The organism is Marinobacter xestospongiae (assembly GCF_023156385.1).
GTDB lineage: Bacteria > Pseudomonadota > Gammaproteobacteria > Pseudomonadales > Oleiphilaceae > Marinobacter > Marinobacter xestospongiae.
Window position 1 is genome coordinate 107,407 of record NZ_JAKZAK010000009.1, and the last position, 25,912, is coordinate 133,318.

General features: G+C 57.9%; 25 protein-coding genes. 2 read left to right on the top strand and 23 right to left on the bottom strand.

Annotated features, from left to right (window positions below):
* The first annotated feature begins 78 nt into the window (after positions 1-78).
* Positions 79-1,566 carry an anthranilate synthase component I gene (trpE, locus tag MLD24_RS08700; RefSeq protein WP_248166207.1) on the top strand — a complete coding sequence of 496 codons (1,488 nt, stop codon included), beginning with the start codon at positions 79-81 and terminating at the stop codon, positions 1,564-1,566.
* A gap of 109 nt (positions 1,567-1,675) precedes the next feature.
* On the opposite strand, the gene MLD24_RS08705 is transcribed toward trpE, so the two are convergent.
* The 19 genes from MLD24_RS08705 to MLD24_RS08790 all read right to left on the bottom strand — a co-directional run bounded on the left by MLD24_RS08705 (position 1,676) and on the right by MLD24_RS08790 (position 19,059).
* The gene (locus MLD24_RS08705) at positions 1,676-1,972 is read right to left on the bottom strand and encodes a hypothetical protein (protein ID WP_248166209.1); all 297 of its coding nucleotides are present in this window, start codon (positions 1,970-1,972) and stop codon (positions 1,676-1,678) included.
* A gap of 1 nt (position 1,973) precedes the next feature.
* A complete protein-coding gene (locus MLD24_RS08710; RefSeq protein WP_248166211.1) occupies positions 1,974-2,195 on the bottom strand; it encodes a hypothetical protein in 222 nt (73 codons plus the stop codon).
* Positions 2,188-3,168, bottom strand: a complete 981-nt coding sequence (locus MLD24_RS08715; RefSeq protein ID WP_248166213.1) for a hypothetical protein — start codon at positions 3,166-3,168, stop codon at positions 2,188-2,190. Before MLD24_RS08715 ends, MLD24_RS08710 begins: the two co-directional genes overlap by 8 nt.
* Positions 3,169-4,002: 834 nt before the next feature.
* Positions 4,003-4,410: a hypothetical protein gene (locus MLD24_RS08720; RefSeq protein ID WP_248166215.1), complete on the bottom strand. Its 408-nt coding sequence runs from the start codon at positions 4,408-4,410 to the stop codon at positions 4,003-4,005.
* On the bottom strand, positions 4,410-4,730 hold the full coding sequence (locus MLD24_RS08725; RefSeq protein WP_248166217.1) for a hypothetical protein: 321 nt from the start codon (positions 4,728-4,730) through the stop codon (positions 4,410-4,412). The genes MLD24_RS08720 and MLD24_RS08725 overlap by 1 nt, the downstream gene beginning before the upstream one ends.
* The gene (locus MLD24_RS08730; RefSeq protein WP_248166219.1) at positions 4,727-5,938 is read right to left on the bottom strand and encodes a hypothetical protein; all 1,212 of its coding nucleotides are present in this window, start codon (positions 5,936-5,938) and stop codon (positions 4,727-4,729) included. Before MLD24_RS08730 ends, MLD24_RS08725 begins: the two co-directional genes overlap by 4 nt.
* A gap of 10 nt (positions 5,939-5,948) precedes the next feature.
* Positions 5,949-9,266: a hypothetical protein gene (locus MLD24_RS08735; RefSeq protein ID WP_248166221.1), complete on the bottom strand. Its 3,318-nt coding sequence runs from the start codon at positions 9,264-9,266 to the stop codon at positions 5,949-5,951.
* Positions 9,267-9,665: a GspH/FimT family protein gene (locus tag MLD24_RS08740; protein ID WP_248166222.1), complete on the bottom strand. Its 399-nt coding sequence runs from the start codon at positions 9,663-9,665 to the stop codon at positions 9,267-9,269. It abuts the gene before it with no gap.
* On the bottom strand, positions 9,662-12,895 hold the full coding sequence (locus MLD24_RS08745) for a hypothetical protein (protein WP_248166224.1): 3,234 nt from the start codon (positions 12,893-12,895) through the stop codon (positions 9,662-9,664). Before MLD24_RS08745 ends, MLD24_RS08740 begins: the two co-directional genes overlap by 4 nt.
* A 170-nt stretch (positions 12,896-13,065) precedes the next feature.
* Entirely contained in the window at positions 13,066-13,173 is a 108-nt protein-coding gene (locus tag MLD24_RS21795) for a DUF7210 family protein (RefSeq protein WP_486341550.1), read from the bottom strand.
* Positions 13,174-13,293: 120 nt separating this feature from the next.
* The gene (locus MLD24_RS08750) at positions 13,294-14,046 is read right to left on the bottom strand and encodes a phage tail tube protein (RefSeq protein WP_248166226.1); all 753 of its coding nucleotides are present in this window, start codon (positions 14,044-14,046) and stop codon (positions 13,294-13,296) included.
* A gap of 2 nt (positions 14,047-14,048) precedes the next feature.
* The gene (locus MLD24_RS08755; protein WP_248166228.1) at positions 14,049-14,501 is read right to left on the bottom strand and encodes a hypothetical protein; all 453 of its coding nucleotides are present in this window, start codon (positions 14,499-14,501) and stop codon (positions 14,049-14,051) included.
* 32 nt (positions 14,502-14,533) lie between these two features.
* Complete coding sequence (locus MLD24_RS08760) at positions 14,534-14,791, bottom strand: hypothetical protein (protein ID WP_248166230.1); 258 nt, start codon at positions 14,789-14,791, stop codon at positions 14,534-14,536.
* Between the two features lie 312 nt (positions 14,792-15,103).
* The gene (locus tag MLD24_RS08765; RefSeq protein ID WP_248166232.1) at positions 15,104-15,427 is read right to left on the bottom strand and encodes a phage holin family protein; all 324 of its coding nucleotides are present in this window, start codon (positions 15,425-15,427) and stop codon (positions 15,104-15,106) included.
* Positions 15,428-15,457: 30 nt separating this feature from the next.
* Complete coding sequence (locus MLD24_RS08770) at positions 15,458-15,826, bottom strand: hypothetical protein (RefSeq protein WP_248166234.1); 369 nt, start codon at positions 15,824-15,826, stop codon at positions 15,458-15,460.
* Between the two features lie 328 nt (positions 15,827-16,154).
* A complete protein-coding gene (locus MLD24_RS08775) occupies positions 16,155-16,643 on the bottom strand; it encodes a hypothetical protein (protein ID WP_248166236.1) in 489 nt (162 codons plus the stop codon).
* 57 nt (positions 16,644-16,700) lie between these two features.
* Complete coding sequence (locus tag MLD24_RS08780; protein WP_248166237.1) at positions 16,701-16,928, bottom strand: hypothetical protein; 228 nt, start codon at positions 16,926-16,928, stop codon at positions 16,701-16,703.
* A 53-nt stretch (positions 16,929-16,981) separates the two neighbouring features.
* Entirely contained in the window at positions 16,982-18,274 is a 1,293-nt protein-coding gene (locus tag MLD24_RS08785; protein ID WP_248166239.1) for a replicative DNA helicase, read from the bottom strand.
* The gene (locus MLD24_RS08790) at positions 18,271-19,059 is read right to left on the bottom strand and encodes a helix-turn-helix domain-containing protein (protein WP_248166241.1); all 789 of its coding nucleotides are present in this window, start codon (positions 19,057-19,059) and stop codon (positions 18,271-18,273) included. The genes MLD24_RS08785 and MLD24_RS08790 overlap by 4 nt, the downstream gene beginning before the upstream one ends.
* 346 nt (positions 19,060-19,405) lie before the next feature.
* Here MLD24_RS08790 and MLD24_RS08795 point away from each other — a divergent pair, with 346 nt between their 5' ends.
* Positions 19,406-20,152 (top strand): S24 family peptidase, encoded by a 747-nt coding sequence (locus MLD24_RS08795; protein ID WP_248166243.1) that lies wholly within the window; start codon positions 19,406-19,408, stop codon positions 20,150-20,152.
* A gap of 437 nt (positions 20,153-20,589) precedes the next feature.
* On the opposite strand, the gene MLD24_RS08800 is transcribed toward MLD24_RS08795, so the two are convergent.
* The 4 genes from MLD24_RS08800 to MLD24_RS08815 form a co-directional block, all read right to left on the bottom strand.
* Positions 20,590-22,272 carry an ABC transporter ATP-binding protein gene (locus tag MLD24_RS08800; RefSeq protein WP_248166245.1) on the bottom strand — a complete coding sequence of 561 codons (1,683 nt, stop codon included), beginning with the start codon at positions 22,270-22,272 and terminating at the stop codon, positions 20,590-20,592.
* Positions 22,265-23,926, bottom strand: a complete 1,662-nt coding sequence (locus MLD24_RS08805) for an ABC transporter ATP-binding protein (RefSeq protein ID WP_248166248.1) — start codon at positions 23,924-23,926, stop codon at positions 22,265-22,267. The genes MLD24_RS08800 and MLD24_RS08805 overlap by 8 nt, the downstream gene beginning before the upstream one ends.
* 98 nt (positions 23,927-24,024) lie before the next feature.
* Positions 24,025-24,897 carry a helix-turn-helix transcriptional regulator gene (locus MLD24_RS21660; protein WP_248166250.1) on the bottom strand — a complete coding sequence of 291 codons (873 nt, stop codon included), beginning with the start codon at positions 24,895-24,897 and terminating at the stop codon, positions 24,025-24,027.
* 52 nt (positions 24,898-24,949) lie between these two features.
* Complete coding sequence (locus tag MLD24_RS08815; RefSeq protein ID WP_248166252.1) at positions 24,950-25,897, bottom strand: helix-turn-helix transcriptional regulator; 948 nt, start codon at positions 25,895-25,897, stop codon at positions 24,950-24,952.
* Positions 25,898-25,912 lie beyond the last annotated feature (15 nt).

Consider the following 25,912-nt stretch of genomic DNA (forward strand, 5'->3'; position numbering starts at 1 on the left):
GTGGTGGCGCTGATCGTAAAGCCAGCGATTGCCGCCACATCCACACCCCATCGCCTATTGCAAAGCCAGGATAACGCCATGACCCCTGAACAGTTTGCCGAGCTGGCCGCCGCCGGCTACAACCGTATTCCCGTGTTCCGCGAAGTACTCGCTGACCTCGACACACCCCTGAGCACCTACCTCAAGCTGGCCAGCGGGCCTTACTCCTACCTGTTCGAATCGGTTCAGGGCGGCGAAAAATGGGGCCGCTACTCGATCATCGGCCTGCCCAGCCAGGAAGTGCTGAAAGTGCACGATCACCGCATCACCATCAGCCGCCAGGGCCAGGTGGTGGAGCAGATCGACAGCGATGATCCGCTGGCCTTCGTGGAGGAATACCAGCGCCGCTTCCAGGCTCCGGACCTGGCGGACCTGCCCCGTTTCAACGGCGGTCTGGTGGGTTACTTCGGTTACGACACCGTGCGCTACATCGAGAAACGGCTGCAGCCAAGCTGCCCGCCGGACCAGATCGGCACCCCGGACATCCTGCTGATGGTCTCGGACGAAGTGGTGGTGTTCGACAACCTGCGGGGCAAGCTGCACCTGATTGTCCACGTCGATCCCACCACCAGCGGCGCCTACGACCAGGCCCTCACGCGCCTGGACGAGCTTGAGCGTCGACTGCACCGGCAGACCGCCGACGCCCCCCAGACGCCGGCCCACCTCAGCGGCCGGCAGGTCCAAGAGGAGGACTTCATCTCCGGTTTCTCCCAGGACAAGTTCGAGGCCGCGGTCGACCGGATCAAGGAATACGTGCTCGATGGCGACGTCATGCAGACGGTGATTTCCCAACGCATGACCATCCCGTTCGAGGCGCCGCCGCTGAACCTGTACCGCTCGCTGCGGGTGCTGAACCCGTCACCGTACATGTACTTCCTCGATCTGGAGGATTTCCAGATCGTCGGATCGTCGCCGGAAATCCTCGCCCGGGTGGAAGACGACGAGGTCACCGTGCGGCCCATCGCCGGCACCCGCAAACGCGGTGCCACCGATGCAGAGGACCGGGCACTGGAAGCCGAGCTGCTGGCCGATCCCAAGGAAATCGCCGAGCACCTGATGCTGATCGATCTGGGCCGCAACGACGCCGGCCGGGTCTCCGAGACCGGCACCGTCAAGCTCACCGACAAGATGATCGTTGAACGCTACTCCCACGTCATGCACATCGTCTCCAACGTCACCGGCCGGCTGAAAGACGGTATGTCCTGCCTCGACGTACTGCGGGCCACCCTGCCGGCGGGCACCCTTTCCGGCGCCCCCAAGATCCGCGCGATGGAAATCATCGACGAACTGGAACCGGTGAAGCGTGGCGTCTACGGTGGCGCGGTGGGCTACCTGTCCTGGAACGGCAACATGGACACCGCCATCGCCATCCGCACCGCGGTGATCCAGAACAACCAGCTCCACATCCAGGCCGGCGCTGGCGTGGTCGCCGACTCGGTACCGCGACTGGAGTGGAAAGAAACCATGAACAAGGGCCGCGCCATCTTCCGGGCGGTGGCGATGACCCTGAACGATTTCGATCACTGAGCCAAGCAGGCACTGGATGCGGCACCCACACGATTCTGCGAACGAATGCGGGTGCTGCATTTCCGGTGCCTTGAGCAACGTTCCAACAATCCGGTGATCGGTTTCCCCATCACCGGTAGTTGAAGTAACGCCAGCCTCCCAGCCGCACCAAGACAAAATACGCCGCCGCCATTCCCCAGCACAGCACCCTAAGGGGGCCGCATTGGCGCAACGTATCCCGTCGCATTGCCTGAAAGAACTTCCAGTCGCATTCGAAGCGACGAACTTCGTCACCCCCTGCCTGATAGCCCTGGTCGTGCCTGTCGCAACTGGCCTCAAAGAACCAGTTGAACAGGCCACGCTGTACCAGACGGGTAACGCGGAACCGGGCCATCCAGCCAGGCCCACAGCCATTACTGTCCGGCACCTCAGACCTCCTGTCGAATACCGCTGAGATTGGGTGCGGGTCCTTCCACCCGGTCTCCTCGTACGAACACATGCTCACCTTCATTGGCACTGCCTTTGACACGTTTGCGGTGCCCGGTCATCAGCTCAATGGTCACACCATCGGAATGAACGGCAACAACCCGGCCTTTGTCCCTGGGTTCGGTCGGAAGGATCCGAGCAAATCGCCGATACAGGTTACTCATGACTTTCAACTCCAATGGTTTGCCAAAGGTCCGGGAAGCCATGGCGAACGCTCAGTGAGCGCACCAGACCACGGTGCTTCCGGCCCTGTTCCTGATATTCGATGAACTGCCCCGGCCGAATCAGGCCCGTTTCGGGAAGCACAGGCAAGCGCAGGCTTATGCGCGCCTGCTTTCCGGTGTTTGCCAGTACCGAGCCTCCCAGCTGTCGGGTCATGGCGGGATCTGTGGCCAATGCGTCCACAATGGTCGGTGCAGGCTCATTGCCACTGCTGCCCGCCCGAACAATCTGATCCGCACGCCCCTGGTCACCCCCATGAACCCAGACTGCGTTGTATGACGGTTGTTGTTGCCATTCGATACCTTCCACCTCCACAGCATCCTCCGGCAGCTCAATGTCTGGCACCACAGCGTTCCAGTGCCAGGGCATAACCGGGTATCGGGGCAGAATGCGAAGGATCTGGTCGGTATCATGGGGCTGAACATAGGCACCACCGGCTTCGGCGATACGCGTGGCTGCGCTGATCCAGGTCCCGCTGTGAGACCAGGAGCCTGAGGGCACCAGCCAGTCCTCGATTTGCCAGTCCAGAGTCCAGCCCAAAGGCACACCATTGAGCGTCAGGGCCTCGTTCAGGCACTGTTGCGCGGTCATCTCGCTGACATTATGGAACTGCAGCACTGGGGCACTGGGCTCTGCCAGTACATCGGCACGTCCACGCCCGGTTACCCGTAACCAGTTCTCGCCAAACTTCCTATCTCGCTGGATGCCGGTCACGGTGAGTCTCAGGGCCTCACCATTCAGGTTGGCCAACACCTCCACACGCCCGGCATCTGTCGGCCGAACCAGTGGTAGCGCAGTGCCGGGCAGGCTTGCCGACCAGCTCCAGGTCCAGCTATCCGCATCCAGCGACGCGCTGAAATCCGCTGCTGGCAAGAACGTGCCATCCAGCAGAGTGAGTGAAACCGTATTGCGCACGTAGTATTCCTCTCTTATGGGCACAACGATGGTGTCTGTATCGGGCTTAGAACCCTTGCAGTGGCCGAAAACCAGTACCACGGTATCTGTTCGGTCTCGGCAGAATTGCACAACAATCGGATCGACCGGGTCAGGTTCAGGAAGGCCCGGCTCGGGCCAGGTTGCCAGCCCTGGTTTGGGAAAAGCTGACGATGTGTGCAGACTCAACACTTCCAGGCCAACCAGCTCCGCTCCCCTTAACGACGCACTGAGGACTTTTGACCTGGGCAGGGCCATCTGCTGCGATGCGATGGAAAACCGTCGCAGCTTGGCGGTGTCGGTGGCAGCCGCTGTCACACCAATTCGCGCCGGCACCGAACGTCGGCGACGGATTAACGCAATCCGTCGCCGCAGCACGGCGCTGGCCTGCGTCAATACCAGAGGGCCACTCGATACCTTTTGAGCGGTGCCTCTGAAGCAATCCGTTGCTCGACGCAATGCCAAGGCACCTTGGTGTTCGACTTCCATCGCCCCAACCACACACAAAGCCTGATGTATTGGACTCTGCCCAGATATAACCGCTGGGCTCATGGGCTGATGCGCCATCGCCAGACGTCTACGCCCGACGGTGGCGTTACGGGCTGACAGTCCCAGAGCAGGTCCAGCCGCGCTGGGTATCGCCAGATTGGTCGCCCCTGTCGCTGCCAGGGATGGCGCGGAGATCTCTGGGGTGGGCAGGTATGCAAAGAGGGTTCCGTCGATCGTTGGGTAATCCGACGGCCGGTATCGCGTAAAGTACAGCGACACTGGCCCCGGCGTTGTTTGCCTATAGCGCCAAAGCCGCAACTCCAAGAGCTACCCCCCTATTACAATACTCGTGATCTGGGCATAAGCTCCCAGTTGGAGTGTCGTTGTCTGAAGTCGGATATCGCCATCACCAGCCTCTTCAGAGACCGATGCGTCTGCCCACCAGTTACCCGCACCGTCCAGGATACGGGCATGCTCCGCCTGGCCCTCGACCATCACAACACCTTCAATGATACCGGCGCCCTGAATCTGAAGGGCAGCCTGATCCAGGACCAGCGCATCGGCAGGCATTGCTATGTCGGCAAGCCGGCTGCCCGAATCCGGGTCGCCACTGAACAACTGGATAAGCGCCGGCCCCGGTCCCGAAACCAGCAGCTCCGAACTGGCCATCAGCGCCGGTAGACGGGAAGCCTGCTGTCGAGCTGCCTGGTGTGTTGGTGCCAATACCAGTGCCATCAGAGCCTCTCCATCGGTGTGGTGCGCAAGCCCGTTTTCATCACCGGATCGAACTTGCCCTCCGCATCGTGCGAGATCACGGTATAAATCAGAGATTCATCCAGGTAACGAAACACAAACTCCCCTGTCGCAGCATCCGACTCTGTGGCCGCAACGAACTCCCGCGGCACCTCTCTCTTGGTATCCGGCTTTCTCTGTCGGAAAAGGTATACCCACCGTTGCAGTGGTCGGTCGTTTCTACCCAGAACAGAGCCTTGCAGCTCACCTTCGCCAATAAACCGGCTTGAATAAGAAACCGATGGAAGAATCAATCCAGTCATCGCCATGGCCCCCAGATATCAAATGCTGCAGCCATATAGTAGTCACCGCGATATTTACCACCTGCCTGAAGCATCAGAATCGGTCGATCCAAACCAAATCCTAAATCAATAATTCGAAACTGCTCATCATAACTAAATTCAACATCTTCCGACAAAAATGTATCAATTTGCTTAATGCCAGGCACTGTACCCCGCCATGTTTCATCATCATAAGCGATCAGAGGACTGAAAAGATAACCCCCTGAAATAGGATTCGGATACACATTCACGTCTCGATTGCTCTGGTATACTAATGGAGAACTCCCCATACCTGATCGCCAGTAGGAAACCCCCGTTTTCGAGCCATCATGAGAACCGGCAAAATAACATCCATTTTTATAATTGGACCCCACATAAAGGGCGTGAGATCCGTCAGTTCCGTACCAAGCATTTCGATAATGCCCGGTCAAAACACAGTTATAAACATCTGCCGTTGCCGGCGCCCCAACATCACCAAACTGATACAAAGCTGCACCATTTTTCTGCCGCACATTCGGCAGGTACCAGATGAACCGCTCATCGGCTATCACAGCCCAAGGCGCAGGAATATCGTCTTGGGACTGTGTGCTATGCCGAATCCATAAATGAGTGCTACTCGAATCATCCTCGGGCCGCGAGTCAAAGGTAGGGAACTCGCCAACTCCGGTATCAATATCCGTCATACTCATATAACCACGCACCGGTATACGAAATTCATCGCTAAATGGGCGAGAATCATCTATCCGCAAGTACATACCAGTTCCATTAGGGTGAGTGGAACGATAGGCAGCGACCATATCGCCCCCAAATGCCTTTTCCCAATATCCCGGTGTTGCCCGCTTAACACTGATCGCGCCTGAAGCTATGCCGTCGGGCACATCAGGACAGTCAAAGGTGAAGGTCGTAGCTGTCGAGGAGGATATCCGCCATACATCGTTGAGTGAATTGGGCGTTGCACCACTAATTTCGACTACGGCATGACGCTCAAAGGTATTTCCTCCACTAAATTCAACGGTGGCAACTCCAGCGCTGACTATGATTTTATTTCCATCCGGAGTTGTCTGACCAAAACCATGTAGCAGACAAGCATCAAGAATCGCAATTACTGAACCAGGATCATGGGTCAACTGAGGAGCTCCTGCCATTTCACTGGTGAACCATCTGACCGTACTATTTTCCGGAACTGCCATGTTCTACTCCTTATGGTCGATCAATATTGCCAAGCCCATGAATCTCACAGCCATCCAGGCCATCGCCCAAAGGCACATCGCTTTGCTGAATGCCTTGGGCAATCCAGAAATCTGCAATCGCTCCCACGGTATTGATCCGCACAACGTTGCCGGTATTCCAGCCGCCACCGTTGGCGGCCGCAGGAATGGTCAGGTACGGCACACCGCCGGAACCATCTTCATTGCGGGTTCTGGGATTGATCGGGGCGATATCTTCGGAAAAGGGCCCCGTGTAAACCAGGCCAATTCGTTCGCCGATCAGCTCAACCTGTGTGGCGGATCTCCACCTCAGGGCCCAGCGTTCGGTTTCCGCACCTTCATTGGTGACAGTGATGGGGTGGGCAATGACGTTCAGACTCGCAATGGCCTCACGCCCCTGCAGACCATCTGTCCAGGTCTCGTTCCAGGTTTCCTGATCCCAAACGGTGGAAACTCGGGCACGACGGTCGCCATGGGGCAAACAGCTCGCCACCACGGTCTCCCCGGCCGGGAAATTGTGAGTTAACGCCCGTGACACCGTCAGCTCGCCGCTGATCTGCACATCCGACAACATCCGCAGGTCCGCAACGGTATGCTGTATGGTGATTGGCATTGGCACACTGGCCATGTCAGTAACGGTGATTTCCCCACTGGCACGGTCCAGTTCATAACCATCATTAACCGGGTTGTCATTTGCGTCGTGAATGCGTACCCAAGCCACCCGCGGACGTGTCGCAACCACATCCCCATCGGCTACCGATTGGGCGGGAAGAGATTGGGCATGCATCACCATAACCAGATCCCCCGGCCGATAGATCGGCACCCGGCCATCCGGAGGCAATCGAACGGCATCGATACCGACGATGTCAGCATCAAGAGGCAGGTAGCGGTAGCTCACGGCGTTATAACGCAGGGTGCTGGGTAGCATCGGGCGCGGCTTGTAGATATTGCCATCGCTGTCGACATTGGCAGGGTCATACCAGGGTTCGGCTTTTTCTTCTTCGGAGAGGCTGTCATCAGACACCCACTTGCCGAATGACACAGAGCCGACACCAAGGGTGTAATCCGCCTCACCCTGAATGTATTCGGAAACAAACTCGCCATCGGCATTCGACATCGCGGTCAACTGCTCGCCATCCATGGCCGTTCCGGTAATCTGCAGGGATTCGGGCTTCAAGGGTGATGACGCTGCCCGGAATACCCCTTCCGTGGCTGTCCACTCGCCATAAACGGTCAACAGGCTGGAAACCGAAACAGAGGCATTTCCTCCGCCATCCCAGTAACGGAGAGTGGCGATATTACGACTGTAATCCATTGAGCCCGCCTCCATGGCTGAGCCGGATACGGGGTCGATGTCGGTCACCACCGTACCTGCCCGGTCCTGGTAGGTCCGGCCACCAACAGTAAACTCCATGGAGTTCGCCACACCGCGATCTTGCTCAGTAGCCGCCAACGCCACCTGGAGATCGCTAATGGTCTGTTCATGGGTCACATCCGCATGAACCTTAGGCACATCTTTTACGACATAGGTTGCCGTCGCCATTTCAGCTGAAAAAGAAACTATATTTGCAGAAGACGACCAAGACGAATCCCAGCTAGACCAAGAATTACGCAGCACCGTGCAGGTAAGTCGCTCCAAGGTAATAATGTTACTCTCGATAGTGCCAATGCGTTGGCGAGAAACGTGGTACTCGCCAAATTTCATGGGTTGAACCCAAACTTCATTGCTCTCTATGTGAGCAGATAGTTCTAGCTTTTGCCCGTACAACGACACCAAAATCAATAACCGGAATGTCGAAGGCTCAGGTTCCTGAGAGAACACCAGCGATGGTGCAACCGGAATGCTCTCGGAGATGCGGACCACATCATCCGGGTTTTGGGGTTGAAACTTGGCGCATTGGACCTGAAGCTGAACGCCACGATCAGGTAATCGGTAAGGCTTCAACACGAACCGGCCAGTCGTACCGTCGACGGAGCCTTCGCCATCGCCGCTTATGATGCCCAACGCGTTGCAGGTTGCTCTCTTGGCAGCCCCACCCGCTTTCCACTCGAATACCACGGTGGCGGAGTCGACAGGCAGGTCCGGCAGTTCTCCGTGCACTTCTGGCAAGGGTGCATTGGTCGCCTCATCTCCAGAGAGTCGCTGGTAATGCACCGTTGAGCCCCAGGTAAAAAGAACCATAGAGCCAACGTCCGGCAGAGCTCCAAGGGTGACCGACAACGCCTTGGTTTCATAGTCCAGAGTCCCACTCCCAAACGCCGGATCGCTGCCTGCGATAATCCCGGAACCGTCATCGACGAGCGTGTACCAGTTCCCCTGAGCCATGTAGCTTAGCGACAACGACTCTGCAGCAGGGGCAACCGTCAATGTCTCGACCCAATTGAGCCTGCGGTTTGCCGCCGTTACCTGGCGCGCCAGGGTATGGGCCTGCTGAGGAATGTCTACTTCTCGTGATCCTGCCGATACCTTGATACTCAGTTCAGGATTCAGCGGCTGATTCACCAGTGGGGTTTCAGTTTGAGCCGAGGGCACCAGTTGATTGAAGATGCTCTCCACATTCAGAGTCTGATCGCCTACCGCTGCATCAGCGACACTGTATTGTCCCCCGTAATACTTGGTTGCATCCGCAACCGTGGTATCCCTTAGTCGAGCGCCATGTTCATAGTTGTAGCTATCCGTCATAGAGACAGAGAAGCCATCAAAGTTGTGTCGCAGTCGGTCTGATAGCGACAGCGTCACGATCCAACGGTCGAAATCCTGGCCACTACCGGTGGTAAATGTCTGCCTTGATACCGACACATCGGTAATCCGGATGTACTGCTCGATCTCATCCTGCTGCCCTTCATTTTGCACCAGGCACAGCGTCTTGCCGATCGTCGGCAACTCAGAGTCCACCCGCTGAATCACCCTGACTTGCCGCATGCCAGAGATATGGTTTTCATACAACGCACCAGGCCACATACCACCTTTGAAAAGGAAGGCTTCAACCCGGCTCGATGCCTGGGCTCGGGTGTCGAACGGGTCCTTGGTCGAGAACACGGTGTAACTGATCGCCGGGTCTTGCGGCAGACCGGTAACGACGGTACGTGCACTACCGAAGCGATCGGTGTTCAGGGTACGTACCGCCAGGAACAGCTTACGCAGGCGAAACCGGCCCATGGCCCGGTCCTGATCATCTGTATCCGGAAAGACATTGTTCAGCTGGCCATCGACAATTTCATTGCTGGTGGCAGCACCGCCACCTTCAGGGACATCGTCCATCACCTGGCTGGCCAGGAATTTGATGTTTTCTTCTTGAATCGCTGACATTTACGGCTCCACAGTGATAAATCGAAAGGTCGGAATGACGTAGTCTTCTGGTCGGGGGTCGGAGTAATCACACAGCGGTTGGCTGACGTAGGCGTCGCCGTCAAAATGTCGGAAACGCACGGTGTGAGCCGCTCCGCGGATTGTCAGGGTAAGTGTCTGGTTTGGGGTGCTGAGCCAGACCTTGACCTGAGCTTCTTCACGCATGGGCCACCAACCGCCCCCCTGCTGCGAAGGTGCCAGGGTGATTGGTCGGCCAAGTTGCCGAACCGCCTCCTGGATGAGGGGTTTGCCAGTGATTCCCCGGGTCATGCTCTGTTCGACCGGAGCCCAGTGACGGTCGGTCCAGTCCAGATCGTAGGGCAGCTCAAGCGTGGTATTGCCATCTGAGAGCGTGATCATTGATAGGTACTCCGAGAAGTTTCCAAAGCCCGCAGAACCGCCGCCTCGTCCTCTTCACGGGCCTGGAAGGTTTCTTTGCCAACTCTGACATTGATTGTCCGCACCGGCTGAGTTGCAGGGCGGGCGGATTCGCGGTCATCTTCGCGTCGGGACGGAGGCTGGCGCTGAGGTAATGGGTTATCCCGGTCTTTCTCTGCGGCTTTTCGTTCGCGCTCGCGCTTTTCTTCTTCAATGCGATTACGCGTTTCCAGGGCATTTATCTTCTCGAGGGTTTCCAGAGCTTCGAGGTAGCGCGCTGCCGCAGCATCCGCCCCCGCATCACGGGCCTCGTTGAGTTGAGTCAGCAGGCGGTCGCGCTCCGCTTCAAACTGCAAACGCTGCTCTTCCTCCGCGTCACCACGGATGCTTGCCAGCCGCTGACGCATGCTGTTGAGCGTGCTATCTGCAGAGGAATTCAGGCTATCCAGGCGATTTCGGGCGGATTCAATGGCGCTCTGAAGTCCGTTCAGTCGCTGGCTGTCCAGCACGTCAAAACGGTTAGCTGCGGTCTCACTCAGGTAGTTCAGGTCGTCCAGGGAATACACGCCCTGATTCACTTTGGCAGTAAGGTTTTCCACTGCAACGGCCTGGCGCCAGAATTTTTCTTCCACCTCCGCAGCCGCCAAGGCGGTGTCGGCAAACCATGCGCTAAAGCTGGAACGGGACAATCTTCGACGAGCATCAGCTAATTCAGCGGTGCGCCGTTCGGCTCTCGCTAGAGCCTCACTTGCATCCTCCGTCTCCTTCACAAACGCGTTGCCACCAGTCTTGCGCTCATACAAATTTCTGGCAGCGGCGGAAAGCGCGGTAACCTTTTCACGAGCGTTCGTGATTGCCTTCGCGAACGCAGCTCCCCAAGCCTCTCGAAACTTCTGCCGCGCCTCTGCTGCGGCCTCGGCTGACTCTTTGGTCTTATCCTTGGTCTTGTCGGTTTCCTCGCCAGCTTTCTTGATTGATTCACTGGCTTGGTCAAAGCCGTCTTTGACCTCGTCGGCGACGCCACTCTGTTCTGTTTGAAGGGACTTGGTTTTGTCCTTGGTCTTGTCGGTTTCCTCGCCAGCTTTCTTGATTGATTCACTGGCCTGGTCAAAGCCGTCTTTGACCTCGTCGGCGGCGCCACTCTGTTCTGTTTGAAGGGACTGAAACTGTTGCTGCAAGCCCAATGTGGCGGCGCTCCCCTCCAGGGCTCGCATTCGGGCTTCATCTCCCGTTGCGATCACCGCCTTGGCATAAGCCATGAACGACTCGGCGATCTTCCGCTGAGTCGCTTCGCCACTGTTTGAGATTTCTTCAAACGATGTTTTGGCCTTATCGGCAGCATCGTTCAGGGCTTTTTGACTGGTCAATCCCAGGTAGTTATAGGCGTTGGCCAGTTCGGTTGCTTTCGTTTCGGCCTTGTCACTTTCTGTCGCGGTCTTGCCAGTTTCTTCCCCGATCTCTTTGATGGCCTCGCCGGTTTTCTTCGCCTGGGTTGCCGTGTTCTCCAGCTGTTGTCCTGCCGGCTCAAATGCATCGACAACCCCTTTTCCAGCTTCCAGGGCCTGGCGGCCATACTCCGCCGTCTGCTCGGCAAGATCCGCCGTGGTGCGTCGGGCGGCATCGGCTTTTGCGCTGATGCCTGTGTAGGTCTCGTCACTGATCGCCCCGACCTTGTTGAGCAGGAAAGCCAGACCTTCAACAGTACTCAACCACCCGGCAAACCCGGCCGAGAGAACCGTAAGAAATCCGGCAACAACGGCCTGAATCCCCCGGAATGCGGCGAGTGTGCCGCTGGCACCGGCTTTTACCGTGCTCCAAAGCGTGCCAAAACCAGAACTCATCGACTCGATGTTGCTAAGGAGACTGACAGCAACCTCCTCTCCCCAGCCGATCAGGCTCTTCAACAGAGCCACGAGCTTGTCGCCCGCGTCAGACTGATTGAACAGACCGAGTACTTTCTCAGTCGCATTGCTGAACGCTGGGGCCAGTTCCGCTCCAACCCGACGGGTCAGCCCCTGGAGCTGCACATCAATCTTGTCGTAGACCTCATTGGAACGTTGTAGCTTGTCCAGCTCTGCGTCTGAGTAGATTGCGCCAACTTCGGATGCCTCTTTGGCAACGTTTTTGAGGCCTGAGGCGTTGTTCGCCAGCAGTGGCTGCAACCGACCGGCATCGGAAGCCAGCGCTTCAAGCAAGTCGGTTTGCTCGGATGCTGGCAGGCCATCAATCGCTTCGGCAAACCGGAGCATTTGGTCTTCAGGCTTCAGGTTCTGAAAATCGGAAACCTTGAGGTTCAGGGATTCCAGAGCCCTTGCAGCTTCACCGCCACCAGTTGTCGCAAACTCCCTGAGCTTGGAGGTCGCGGTGTGCAGAATGCCCGTCATCTGCTCGCCGCTGAGCCCGACACGGTCACCTGCCAGCTTCCAGACCTGCAGGGCTTCGCGGTTCATGCCGAGCGCATTGGCTGATTCGGTGAGCTCTTTGGCCAGCTCTCCCTGAGCCCTGGAGAACTTACCCAAAGTCGCAATCGAGGTGATGGTTCCAGCCACCAGTGATCGGGCACCATCAACAAACGACTTGAACCCTCCCCCCAGCTTGCTGATGAAACTGGAAGAGCTATCGGCTTCATCGCTGAGATCAGAAAGACTGGAAGACGCCGTCTGAGCACTCTCGTCAAACTGGTCGGTTTCCTTTCCCACCTGGGAGAACTTTGTCTTCAGCTCACCAAGCTTCGTCCCCAGATCGGCGAAGGCTTGCCTGACCAAAGTCTGTTCCGCTGCCAGCTCGTTTGTACTTAGGCCGGTTTCGGCCATCACACTTTGCAGCTGCTGCAGTTTTACCTGGCCACTCTGCCAGGCTTTTTCAGTTTCTTTCGCGGCGCTACGGGCAAGCTCGAATTCGGCCCGCAGCAGGGCGTTCGGCTCCGTCGCCGCTGCCAGGGCTCGGCCCAATTCTGTCGCTTGCGCCTTCGCCTCAGCCTGGGTGATCGCCAGTTCTCTGACGTTGGACGTCAGCAGGCTGAACTGGTCGATCAACCCCTGCTGATCCTTCAATTCCTGAAAACGCACAGCCAGTGCAGCCAATTGCTCGTTCGCCGCGCTGGTGTCATAACCCAGTGTTCGGATCTCCTCTATCAGTGAGGAAACCGACGCCAGGTCTGTCACGGTCGCATTGATGAGCAGCTCAATTTCTTGATCCGTTACGGTTGCCATTGTTTCTCCGGGCAATAAAAAGCCCGCTCGAGGCGGGCTCCAACTGTCATCTGTGGTGATTCGGGTGCCAGTAACGGCACCCTGAGCCAGATACTGAGCTAGTGGACATGGAATAGATCAGTACGAGATAGGCGGCCCGATGACACGGGTCCGAAAAGACATTAACGGCCTTACACCACCTCCCGAATAGTGAGCCGTTCCACAATCGATTTCGGTAACTCAAGCACCGCCCCAGCCTGATGCACAATGCCCTTGTGTCGGTGCGTCCTTTTCAGCACAACCTGAACAAGGTCGTTGTTCGCTTTATCGATACTTCCACTTGCGGTCTTGGACAAAAGAACCTCCTGCTGGATAACCTGGTAGGGGTGAAAAAACGGGCAGGGAACCTACCCGGACGCTCATTCTTCAATCACAACTTCGAACGGCGCATTTTTGCCGGTAGGCGTGACCATGTTGCCCTCCAGAGTGCCAGTGATGAATTCCTGGGAAAGGAGGTTAACGGCCTGGTTCGCGGAGAACGCCGCCTCGTAGACAGTGACGTAAGCCGGCTTGTTCGTGACGAGGTTCTTACCATCCATCAGGATCTGCCGCCGTTTGGTCAGATCGGTTGCGCCGAGATAGCGTTGGCCCTTGGAAGCCAGGGTATCGAAATCTACCGTTACCGCCTCTGCTGCCTCACTATTCAGTGCTCGAATCAGGCCGGTCACCGGCTCCAGCTCGAAATCTGTTCCCAGAGTAAGTACGGTGCTGTCTGAGTCCTTGGTGACAGTGACCGATGTCTCATCAACATGCGGATACGGCAGCTTTTGCCACACACCTTCAGCCAGGGTGATCGGCTCAGCGGATACACTCTGGACAGCGGCTTCATAGTCTTCTGCCTTTCCGGCCAGGGCATCAGCCAGCGTGCTGGAAGCGAGAGAGTCGAAATCAATAGCAACTCGTGGGGCTTCTCCTGGGAGGTTGACCGTATCCAGCGCCTGGCCATAGGAATCCCGCTCACGACTGATACGGGTTTTGGCCTCAGGTTTTGGCGGGGTCAGTTCAAATCGGGTGGTGTTGATTGGGCCAATGAAGTCACCGACAACACCGTTCTCCACATTGGCAATGTAGATGTTGCCGGCAAAAATCAGGCCTTTGTCTTGATAGCTCATGCTTATCTCCAGTTCCGTTCCGTAAAGGTCACGGTTATAGGTAGGTAAATGGGCAGCAAGTCCGTGCCCAGATTGACGTCATCAAGCTGGGCAGGGCCCGTCTTGATGGCGATTGAGGTGCCGTCCAGCTCTATGCTGTCTGGCCGGTAAAAGGTTCTGTAAATATCTTGTAACAGTCGGTTCTGACGGGATTGGCCGTCTTGCCCTCGTTCGACATACGCAACCACGGTGAATGTTCGGGAATGGTTTGAGGTTCCGTGGACCTGACGAAGGGATTGGTCAGAGGTATTCTTGATACCCACGAGTGGCATCGGAAGCTGTTGATCCAGAAACAGTTTTGGATCATCCTCCAGCACTTGAAATATGTTGCTTAAAAAACCGTTATCTGGGCTAATATCGCCAATCAGTGCTCGAAGTTTCTCTAATACAAGCTGGGCGACTGGTTCTTGGCTCATGTAGGACCTATATCGTTATAAACTATATTGCTTCAATTGGCGTGTGACTTTGACCACTCAATAATTGCCTGTTTATCTTCCTGGCAAGCAAGAATGATGGATTTAAGCTGTTCACCCCAAACCGGGCATTCGTCAATTCTTCGGCTTGGCCCCGGTATTTCTCGGGTAATCAGGTACTCTGTGGGAACGTTCAGACGAATGACTTTTGTTTTTGTCAGATACTGTGTTTCTGCGCATCCGCTCAAAAACAGAATCAGGCCAAAGGTAATCGTCACCACTGCAACGGGCATTTCGCAACTCCTCACGTAACCGATCAGTCACATTTGCAAGTCGTTTACTACGCTCTTTCTCTGAAAGAATCCGTCTCTCTGCTTCCTGATTTCGAAAGCGCAACTCTGCACTTAGTTTTTCCAATGCAATTTGGCTCTCCTGATTGGAAACCAATGATTGCCTGAGCGATGATCTGGCCGTTTCAATCTCCGAAACCAAGCCATCACGATCAGACAGCAGCCAAAGCACACTCCCTACTAGAACAGATAGAGTTCCCAAAACTCCCAGAAAAATATATATAATGCTTTTCCTAGAAAAGATATCCAAAAGCACTATTCGATCCTGTTTAAAATTGCTTGCGAAAGCTTGGCTTTCACTTTATCCGCCCCTATATGACCAACCATCGCCCCAACAACGGCTGACAACGTATTGGACCAACCCAATAACTCAATACCCAGAAAGTAAGTAACCCACCCAATAAAGCCAGAGCTTGCTAATGCCAGAAAAAAAGCTGACCAGGCCCACTCCTGGTTTCCCAGCCTGACCTCTTGAAGGTAGGCAATACCGCCACCAATCACTGCAGCGATAATCGCAACGAAGGCATCCTTATACTCAATAACCTTTGAAAATATCTCAGCAATCAGTTTCTCGGGCATACAAATTTACAACTCCTGGTTAGTTTGAGCTTATTTTAAGAATGCATATTTTTCGTACTTCCCGATAGCTTCAGCACACCGCCCTGACCCCATTTCAGTGTTGTAATGAGCCTTCCAGTAATTCGCAAGTGCCAACGTATCATGGGCGTCAGGCAATGGTTTTGGAATCCTGAGATAATGAACCCTTGCCATTGCAGTGGCGTAATATAGATTACCGATAAGATTGCGAGCACCTTCACCTTGCTGCATCACCCTGGAAGCCAAATTAGGACGGAAAGAAAGATAATTTTTCCAAATATCATCGTGAGTATTCGGCTCCATCTGATAGATTCCCAACGCGGGACCTTCAATCTGCAACAGGAACTCACCACAGTGAGATTCTGCCGCTGCCGTTAGCATCAACAACTCTTCTGCCGACTTGGAATACAACTGCAATGAATTCAGAGTCGGCCGAACAATGGCCTCTCTTAACTGCTTCGAATGTATACTCATATTTCGGGCATAAAAAAACCCGCCATAGCGGGTAATAAAATCAATTTAAATTGAGCCAGACAAAGCCCTTCTTCAACACCGTTAAATCTCGGATCATTCTGTTGATTGAAGATGCAATGATCAGACTCACGACCAAGTTTCATGCACAAAAAAACCCGCAGATACGGCAAAGCATCGCGGGTTTCTTGATCATGGAAATAATTATACCTGAAAATGTCGGGAGCGCAACCCTTACTTAACCCTGAACTGCACTTTTTGAGAACTCATTTTCAAGTCGTTCATAAGCTTTCGAGATTCTACATTTAAAAGCATTCTTTGAGCAGCCCAGAACGTTAGCACACTGGTCATCATCCCAATATAACTCGACGGGCTGCTCTGGATTGAAAGGATCAATGGCCACTCGGGTTCTGCCTCGATATGCCCGATCCATACAAAGCGCCTCTCGCTGCTTATCAGTCAAACGCTGCATAACGGTATAAGCTGCTTTATGAGATGCCGTCCAATCATTTAGCAACGAACATTGCTGCCAAACTCGATCAACATTTTTTTTTACACTGGAACGAGGCAAGTCACCTTGAAAGTCCACTATCATCCCAAGCACTGACCCTCCTCTCCAGCCAGCATCTTCATCGGACGACATAATAAGCTCCAGGAACAGATCGACCACTTGCTCAGCAGCCTGTCTTGTCGCTTTTCGATCTGCACTCTTTTTCACTCTTGCCATACAGCCCCCAATCAAAGTTCGAAAGAACATGGTTCAAACACGCCTATATCGACGAAGCTAGGCCACACTCCCTCCCGCAGGCCCATTCCCCGGTTCCGGCACACAGTACAGGCCGGCTGCTTTCAGAATGCTGTTCTCCTCCAACAGGGTTGTCATCCAGCCATGTACCACAAAGGGATTCAGCCCCAACGCATCGGCCACCGCCTGGCAGGATTGCGGCCCCTCCTCCTGAAGCAGTTCGAAAATACGCTGTTCTATGGGGTTGATCGGTTCGTTTGCTGGCACCACGTTGCGGCCTCCTGCTGCGCTGTGTTGTAACTGGTTCCGTTTCCCGGGGATCATGCTGCACCTCCGTAAAGCTCGTCATACCGGGGTGGCTGCAGCTGTTCGAATCTCATGAACTGGCCACGGAAAGCCACTCGCACTGTCCCAACCGGGCCATGGCGGTTTTTTGAGATGTCGATTTCGGCAATACCCTGATCCGGCGTATCCGGGTGGTAGAGTTCATCCCGGTACAGAAACAGAATTTCATCCGCTTCTTTCTCGATCTCCGAGGCATCGGCCAAGTCTGAGTTCAATGGACGTTTATTGGGACGACGCTCGCACTCACGGTTAACCTGGGCCAGGGCGATCACGGGAATATCCAACTCCCGCGCCAGGTTTTTCAGACAACCGGCCACTTCGCCCACCTGTTCGTAGCGCTTTTGCTGGCGATCGCTGGTACGAATCTTCTGCAGGTAATCCACGTACAGCGCCTTGATGCCGTACTTGAACTTCCAGTCTCTTGCCTGCCGGACCACTTTGCTGATGCAAATGCCGGGTTCGTCATTCAGCCGAATCGGCTTTTCTGAGAGCCGGTCAATGGTCCGCCCAAGCGCGAGCCAGTCGCTGTCATCCAGATTGCCAGTCCGGATCTTCTGGCTATCCAGCTTTCCGTCCACTGATATCAGACGCAGCCCCATCTGCTCATGCCCCTGCTCCGCCGAAATAATCCCCACCGGCGCATTGGCCGCCAGCGCCAAATTCAGCAACAGAGCGGTTTTACCCATAGCGGGCCGGGCACCAATCACAACCAGGTCGGTCTTGTGAAAACCGCCCAAACTGTCATCCAGGTCCGCAAGCCCTGTTGAGATTCCCACCAGCCCATCGGCCTCGACAACCTGATCGATCATGCGCTGACCGGCCGCCATCACACGGCTCATGTCCCGGTCATAGTTCCGCCCCAAAGCATTGAGGGCCATCAACTGCCGAATGGCGACATCCACCAGGTCAGCCCCGCCACCGTCCAACAAGCCCTTCCGCAGTTCCTCAGCGATAGCCAGCGCCTGGGCCTTGCGATGGGCAGATCGAACAATCTCGCTGTAGGCCCGGATGCCAGCAGGGCAAACACCCTCACTCAGAATCGTGTTCAGGTACGGCAGAAGCTGCTGCCCCGGCACCCGCCGCTCGAGGCGCTCGCACACGGTCACCACATCGGCGACATCACCAGCGCCAACCAACTCCTTTAGCACCGCAAAGATTTCCTGATGCTGCCAGCGACTGAACTCATATGGCTCCAGATCGCATTCCTGCATGCAGGCGTTGTTGACCAGAACGCCATACAACACCCCTTGTTCAGCCTCCAGACTCATACCGACTCTCCTTCTGCTCGACTGCGACGTTCCACTCGCGCCGGTACCGGCATGGCGCGACGGCGAGGGCCATTGCCTCCCGACGACGCCTCCTGACCACCCCTCGGCGAACCGCCTGGGCTGCGACGACGCGCGACCCAAGCCGGCTCCGGTTTTCGCCAGCCATTCATGATCGTTTCCTCAATGACCTCCGTTGGCGTTAGCCCATAGGTCGGGGCGGTTTCCGCGGCCCCCAGACACAGCGCCAATGCCCGTTGTGACAATGGTGCCCGCAGGCTCTTTCGATGCTCGATGAACGCTTGAACCAACTCCTGACTCACACCTTCCGGCAATGACGACAGATCCAGTTCCAGCTTTCCGCTCTCCGTTTTTCTCACTGGTTGTCTGACAGGTTCAGTGACCGTTTTGGGTGCACCCGGTGCCTCCCCCGGGTGGCCACCATTCACTTCCCCTGGTGAATCCCCATCGCCATCTGGTGAACGGGTTGCCCTGGCCGGTGCCGCCATGGCACCGTGATCATTGTCGATAACCAACAGGAACAGGTTGGTGTCTGATTCGCCGTTGCCCTTGCGGCGGCGAACCTTCCGTACCATACCCGCCGCTTCAAACTCGGCCATGAACTTCATGACCGACCGCCGGGACAAACCCGCATCGTCTGCCAGACGCTGGTAGCTCGGCCAGAAACGACCATCCGGGCCGGCAAAATTGGCCACGGTGTACAACAGGCTTTTCTTCGCCGCTGGCAATCGCTGACCTGAGGCCCAGGCCATTGCTTTAAAGCTCATACCCTCTCCTTTGTGTCGTGTGCAGTGATGAAGCGAATCCTGACCAAAACGTCAGAACACTCTCACGAGGGTATTTCTCAGAAACACAGTGAAGGGAATCGAAGGGAAGACCTGGACGCAGGTCATAGGCGGCAACCACAAAGGCAGCCTGGCATCGTCGCGAGCAGTCAATTGCGTCAGCTCACCGATGACCTCAGCCACCCGTATAATCACTTTGCTTGTCATAGCTCTCTCCATGGCCAACAACACCATGACAACAAAAGTTGTAGCGGATGTCAACGATTGTTGTTGAAAGGCCACTACAGCTGTTGTAAGTTGCAGGCATGATCAACAGGAGAATCCCAACATGGCACTAGGGCAGAGACTCAAGCAGGCCCGACTCAGAGCAGGGTTAACCCAGGGCCAACTGGCTCAGCAGGTGGGCATGACCCAGGCAGCAATCGGCGCCCTGGAAACGCGAGACAGTCGCCAATCCACCAAGGCTGCCGAACTGGCACGAACGCTTGCCGTCAGCCTGGAGTGGCTGACCAGCGGAGAAGGGCCCATGGAGCGGGAAACCAGACCCAGTACCACGGTCACGCATATCAACAGCAGGCAGCGCACAGCGGATGAGCTGGAGTTCATTGGGCACATGGATGCCTGGGACAGTCACACTCCGCTGGATGCTGATGAAGTAGAACTTCCACTTTTCAGAGAGGTTGAGCTTGCCGCCGGAGCCGGCGCGACACAGGTTATGGAGAATCATGGAGCAAAGTTGCGGTTTGCAAAGTCCACACTACGACGTGCGCACGTGTCACCCGAGAATGCCGCTTGCGCCTTCGTGAAAGGCAACAGCATGGAGCCAGTGATGCCCGATGGCACAACAGTTGGCGTTAACACCGCGGACACCGAGATTCGCGACGGGGAGATCTACGCCATCGATCATAACGGCATGCTGAGAGTGAAGTTCCTCCACCGCAAACCTGGCGGCGGCATCCGAATCGTCAGCCAGAACGCCACCGAACATCAGCCGGAGGAATACACCGCACAGGATGTGATCGACGAAAACATCCGCGTCATCGGTCGCGTGTTCTGGTGGTCTGTTCTCCGGTAATCACGAGTGATGGGGCGCCCGGTGAACCACTGGCGCCCAACAACACTGACCAACAACATCACTCAACACTTAATTACAGGACCACAAAACAACAATTGTTTTCTGTTTGCGGGTAGCTTTTTGGCTCAATAACCAGCAGTAATGGAAAAAACCAGGCACAGCCCCACCTGTAATAAGTGGTTACTGCCGCCCTTAAAGCTTGTACGGCAGGGTTTGTTACAGCGACAGCCGGCACGGATCATCAAGCCAAAGTTCGTCATCCCCTCGCCGACTACTCAGCCAGTATAACGCCATGCCCCCTGAACAACTTACCGAGTTGGGCGCTACTCGGTGCCGCGGCTGGAGTGGAAAGAAACCATGAACAAGGGCCGCGCCATCTTCCGGGCGGTGGCGATGACCCTGAACGATTTCGATCACTGAGCCACCCGGTAACCCAGCTAATCCGCCGCCTGCCACAGCGCCTGGTAGGTGGCGCTGTCGGCCAGCAGGTCGGTATGCCGGCCCTGCTGCACCAACCTGCCCTGCTCCAGTACACAGATCCGGTCAACATCGACAATGGTGTCCAGACGATGGGCAACGGTGATCACCGTCTTGCCCTCACACAGTCGCCGGATTGCCCTCAGCACAGCCTCCTGGCGACGCTGATCCAGCGCTGAGGTGACCTCGTCCAGCAACACCACCGGAGCGTCCCGCAACAGCGCCCGAGCAATACTGACCCGCTGGCGCTCGCCGCCGGACAGGGTCTGGCCGTTCTCCCCCAGCATGCCGTCGAGGCCTTCGGGCAGGCGTGCCACCACCTCATCCAGGCCGGCATCGGCCACCGCCTGCGCCAGGGCTGAGGCGCTGGCCTGCGGATTGGCAATCATCAGATTGTCCCGCAGGCTGCCGGCGAACAGCTGCACATCCTGGGTGACGTACGACAGGTTGCGATACAGCTGATCGGTGCCCAGTCGCGCCAATGTCAGCCCTCCCAGACGAACCTCTCCGTGATCGATGGCGTGGAAACCGGCAATCACATGCAGCAGGCTGCTCTTGCCGGCACCGCTGGGACCGACCAGGGCCAGGTGTTCGCCGGCCTCCACCGTCAGGTTGATGTCCTGCAACACCGGCTGGCCGTCAAGACTCAGACTCACGCCCTCCAGGGCCAGATCCGTGCCCTGCGGTGCCTGGCCCAGCTGGGGCTGGCGCGGCGCCGTGGCCAGACCATGGAGCCGGGCGGTGGCGCTCAGGAAGAAGCGGATCAGCGCGGTGAAGATGGTCAGGCTGGCCAGCGGCCGGATACAGGCCACCGTGGCCGCTGCCACCACCAGCCAGGCTTCAGGCGTCAGGGCGTCCCCAGCCAGCAGCACACCGCCGACCACCATCACCAGCGGCAGGGTCAGCTCCAGCAGGCAAGTTACCAACATTACGCCGGTGCCGGCAGCCCACTCCAGATCCAAACCGGCATCGCGAATCTGGCACAGCCGCTGCTGCAGAGGCGCGGCCAGTCGCTCGGTGCGACCAAACGCCTTCAGCGTCGGCAACCCCTCGATGAACTCCAGCAACTCGTTGGCACCCTCGATGCCGTGGCGATGGCTGGTCGCGGCCGCCGCCATGAAACGCCGTTCAAGCACCGGCAGCAGCATCAGGTTGACCATCAGGCTGGCGGTCAGCAGGGCGCCCAGCGCCGGGCTCACCAGCCAAACCACAATCGCCATTGCCAGCGGCACCACCACCGCTCCCGCGGCTTCGGCCACCAGGTGGCTGAGAATGTCCTCAAACTGCTTCAGATCGCTGGTCATCAGGCGAATACGCTCCCCCAGCCCCTTGCCGGTCAGCGCTGCCAGGGGCTGGCGACGAATGTCCAGCAGCAGCTGGCGACGCAGGCTGTGGCTGAGCTGGTAGGCACCGGTAAAACTCTGCCGGGCCGTCAGCCCCAGCAGCCACTGGGCCGCCAGTGCCACCGCGGCTACCGCCACCAGCGCCGGCCCCGACAGCGTGTGTCCCGACAACACGTAACCAAACAGCATCAACCACGGCACCATGGGCACCAGATCGGCGCCCATGCGTCCGACGATGCCTAACCAGAACTGGCGCTGGGACGCCCCACTGTGCGCCAGCAGAAACTGCACCTTAGTCATCGCTCTTGCCCTCCGTCACCGTCAGTTCGCCATCCGTCAGTGTCCATACCTGGTCCGCCGTGCGCACTGCCTGGGGCCGGTGACTGATCACCAGCTGGATCTGCGACGGGTCGTAGTCCCTGACACCTGCCAGGACCTCCCGCTCGGTGCGGTTGTCGAGGTGAGAGGTCGCCTCGTCGAGGATCAGAATCGGGGTGTTGGCCAGCAGGGCCCGGGCGATTGCCAGCCGTTGCAGCTCGCCACCGCTGAAGCTGCGGCGGGTCTCCCCCATGTCGGTGTCCAGCTGCGCCGGCAACGCCCGCACCAGCCCCGCCAGCCGGACCACCTCAAGCACCCGCCAGAGTTCACTCTCATGCTGGCGGGGACAGGCAAGCCGCAGGTTGTCGGCAATCGAACCGACAAAGAAGAACGCCTGCTGGCTGGCGCTGGCAACGTAGCGGGCCCGGCACTCGTCAGAGAGGGGCCGGATGGCGTGGCCGTTGAGCAGCCAGTCGCCCTGATCCGCCACCAACTGACCGGACAGCAGCTCCAGCAGCGAACTCTTGCCACCACCGGAGGCGCCCTGCAGCACCACCCGTTGTCCTGGCGCCACCGACAGCGACAGCCCCCGGAACAGCGATCGGCCACCCCGGGACAGGCTCAGATCACGGCAGGCCAGGCGCTGCAGGGGTTCGTCCAGATGCCCGGTGGTGACTTCCTGCTGCGGGCACAGCGACAGCAAGCGGCCCACCGCCACAAAAGTCTCGGACACCTGCCCGATCAGTTGGGTCAGTGCCAGCCAGGGCTTGAGCATGCCTGCGGCGATCATCGCCGCCACCACCCCGTCCGCCAGTGACAGGGTACCGGCAACCATCAACACGATCGCCAGCGGCACCAGAAAGAACAGCGACGCCTGAGCCACCGTCACGAAACCGACCCAGGCACCAATGAGCTGGCGGATGTAGTCCGCGGTCATGCCGTGATGGCTCGCCATCGCGCGATCCAGCTGACGGAACGAATCGGCATCCACCCCGTACAGCTTCATCACACCGATGCTGCGCAGGAACTCCAGTTGGGCCTCATGCATGCGAGCCACAATGTCGTTGTAATGGGCCTGGCGCTCCGTAAAACCCCGCATCATCACCACCTGAATCAGTAACGCCAGTGGCAGCGGTGCCAGGGCCACCAGTCCCAGGCGCCAGTCAATGACAAACAGCAGAGCAGTCAGCAGCAGTGGCATGATGACGCCGTTGATAATGTCCACACCGTGGTGGGCAATCAGCGGTTCCAGTGCCTGAGTGTCTGTGATGACGCGTTTTTCCAGGTCACCACGGTGAAAGTCCCGCAGCCGACTGACCGGCATTCGGGCCAGGCTCGTCACCAGAGAGGCCCGCACCCGCTGGATGATGCCGTAGGCCGCCAGATGCACCTGCCAAACCCCCGCGGTGAACAACAGATAGCGCAGCACGATGGCGCCCCCCGCCACCAGGCCATAGCCCAGCACCGGTTCACCGATCATCACCGCGCGGGCCGCCAGCCACAGTGCCACCCAGGGCACCAGCTCCACCAGTGAGGCCAGTAACGCCAGCGCCAGGGCCACGGGCAGACGCCGCGGCTCCCCCCGCAGGATCGTCACCAGAGCCTGGCTGCTGGACATGTCATGGGTCAGGTTCATTGCCAATTCTCCCGCCAAAAGTGGGAATTATTCGCAATCGATCACCTTGCCGCCTGCACCTTCGGGAACCAGATCATCACGATCGGGAATTCTCCCGGTCAGCGATGGCCGGACTGTCGGTGTTGGCGGTAGTGGCTGGGGCTGAGGCCGGTGTGACGCCGGAATACCCGGGCGAAGTGACCACTGTGGCGGTAGCCCAGAGACAGGGCCAGATCGGTGATGGTGCAATCGGTATGGGCCAGCTCACGCCGGGCCCGCTGCATCCGCTGCTGCTGAGTCCAGGCAGCCACGCCCAGACCCAGCTCGCTGCGGAAGGCCTGTTTGAGGTAGCAGTCGTTGGTACCCAGGGCCCGGGCGAGCGCGGTGATTGACCAGGTCTGCGACAGATCCTGTCGGATCAGCCCGCAGGCCCGGTCCACCAGCGCCGGCTCGCCTGGATCAGCCATCAGCAGAGCGAGGATTTCCAGCGCCTTGGCCTTCATCCACAAGTGCCTGGCTTCACCCCGCAATGGGCACTGCCAGATCGCCTCGGCGGCCCCGGCCAGCGCCCCGGTCAGCGGCGTCAGCCAGCCGGCGGAGAGTTCGCGGAATCTCTCCAGGCCGGGGCTGGAGGCGGACTGGCACAACCGTGACATGTTGTGGTCAGAAAGCGGGAAGTACAGCTGGATCGCCTGCAGGCGCCCCCCCGCCGGCAAGACCACGTGGTCCCGGTAATCCTCCGGCAGCACCGCCACCAGGCAGCGATTGCGGTAAAAACTGGAGGGAACCTCCGGGTAGTCACCGCCCAGGGCATCGCTGTGCCCCATGATGCTGACGTAACAACCGGCGGGCACCCGCTCCTGCAGTCGCAGGCCTCGCCGGGTGGTGTAATCGAACACCCGCAACCAGGACTGGCGATCGAGGGGGTACTGTTCGTAGAGATCGGCGATGGCCGCCATCTCACAGTTGATGAAAGGACCGTCCGGGGTCACGGGGTTCTCCTGGTTGTTCACGGCACGGGACGCGCTGCAAGGGAGTCTCCGGTTACCCGCGCAGGTCCCGGGGCAGGACCCCAAACTGCTTGCGAAAGGCCGCGCTGAAGTGGCTGACGTTGCTGTAGCCCATCATCACCGCGGTTTCGGTCACGTTATGACGCCGCAGCAGCGCTCTGGCCGCCTGCATCCGCTGTTGCTGGAACAGGGCGTAGACGCTGGTGCCAAACAACGCCCGGAAGCCATTCTTGAGTTTGTACTGGTTGAGTCCGGTCTCACTGGCCAATTCCGCCAGCGTTGGCGGCTGGCTGAGATCACTCAACAGCCGGTCGCGGGCCAGATACAGCCGGCGCCGGTCCCGCTCGCTGATGGTGGTAACGGCCGCCGCCGGCTCGCGGAAAGCGCTCAGCAACCAGTGCAGATAGTTCAGCACCGCGGCGTGCAGGCGCAGGCGGCTGTCGCCTCCCTGGCTGAGCCGGATGGCCAGTTGCTCAGCCTGGCGCGCCACATCCAGGTGGTAACCGGCATTGCGGACGAAGAACCGCGGACGATCGGCCAGTCGCAGTACCGTCAGCTCGTCACCGGCCAGCTCCCAGAGTTTGTCGGGGGTCGCCATCACCGCCAGATTGCGGAACCGCTGCCCCACCGGCATGCTGAACACTTCGCCGTCCGAGTACCCCATGCTGAGATCGCCACCGCCATACTGCATCCGGACATCGCGGATGCAGGCCTGAAAGCGCCCCTCCAGAATGCAGTTGAGGTGGATGAACTCACTGTCACCGGGCGACTCCATCGAGCCCGATACGGCGTCCTGGGCGGCGTAATCGGTCAGCGCCACCGTCAGCCCGGGCTGGATTTCCTGGCGGGTTTCCGAAAAGAACGGCAACTCTCGATTCGGGTGTTCAGTGGTGACGGACATGGCAACGGCATCGCAACGGGCAGTGGGTGGGTCCATGGCTGCCCGCAGACCGGGCAGCCAATAGGCTACCAGACCCGACACCAATTGTTAACGCCT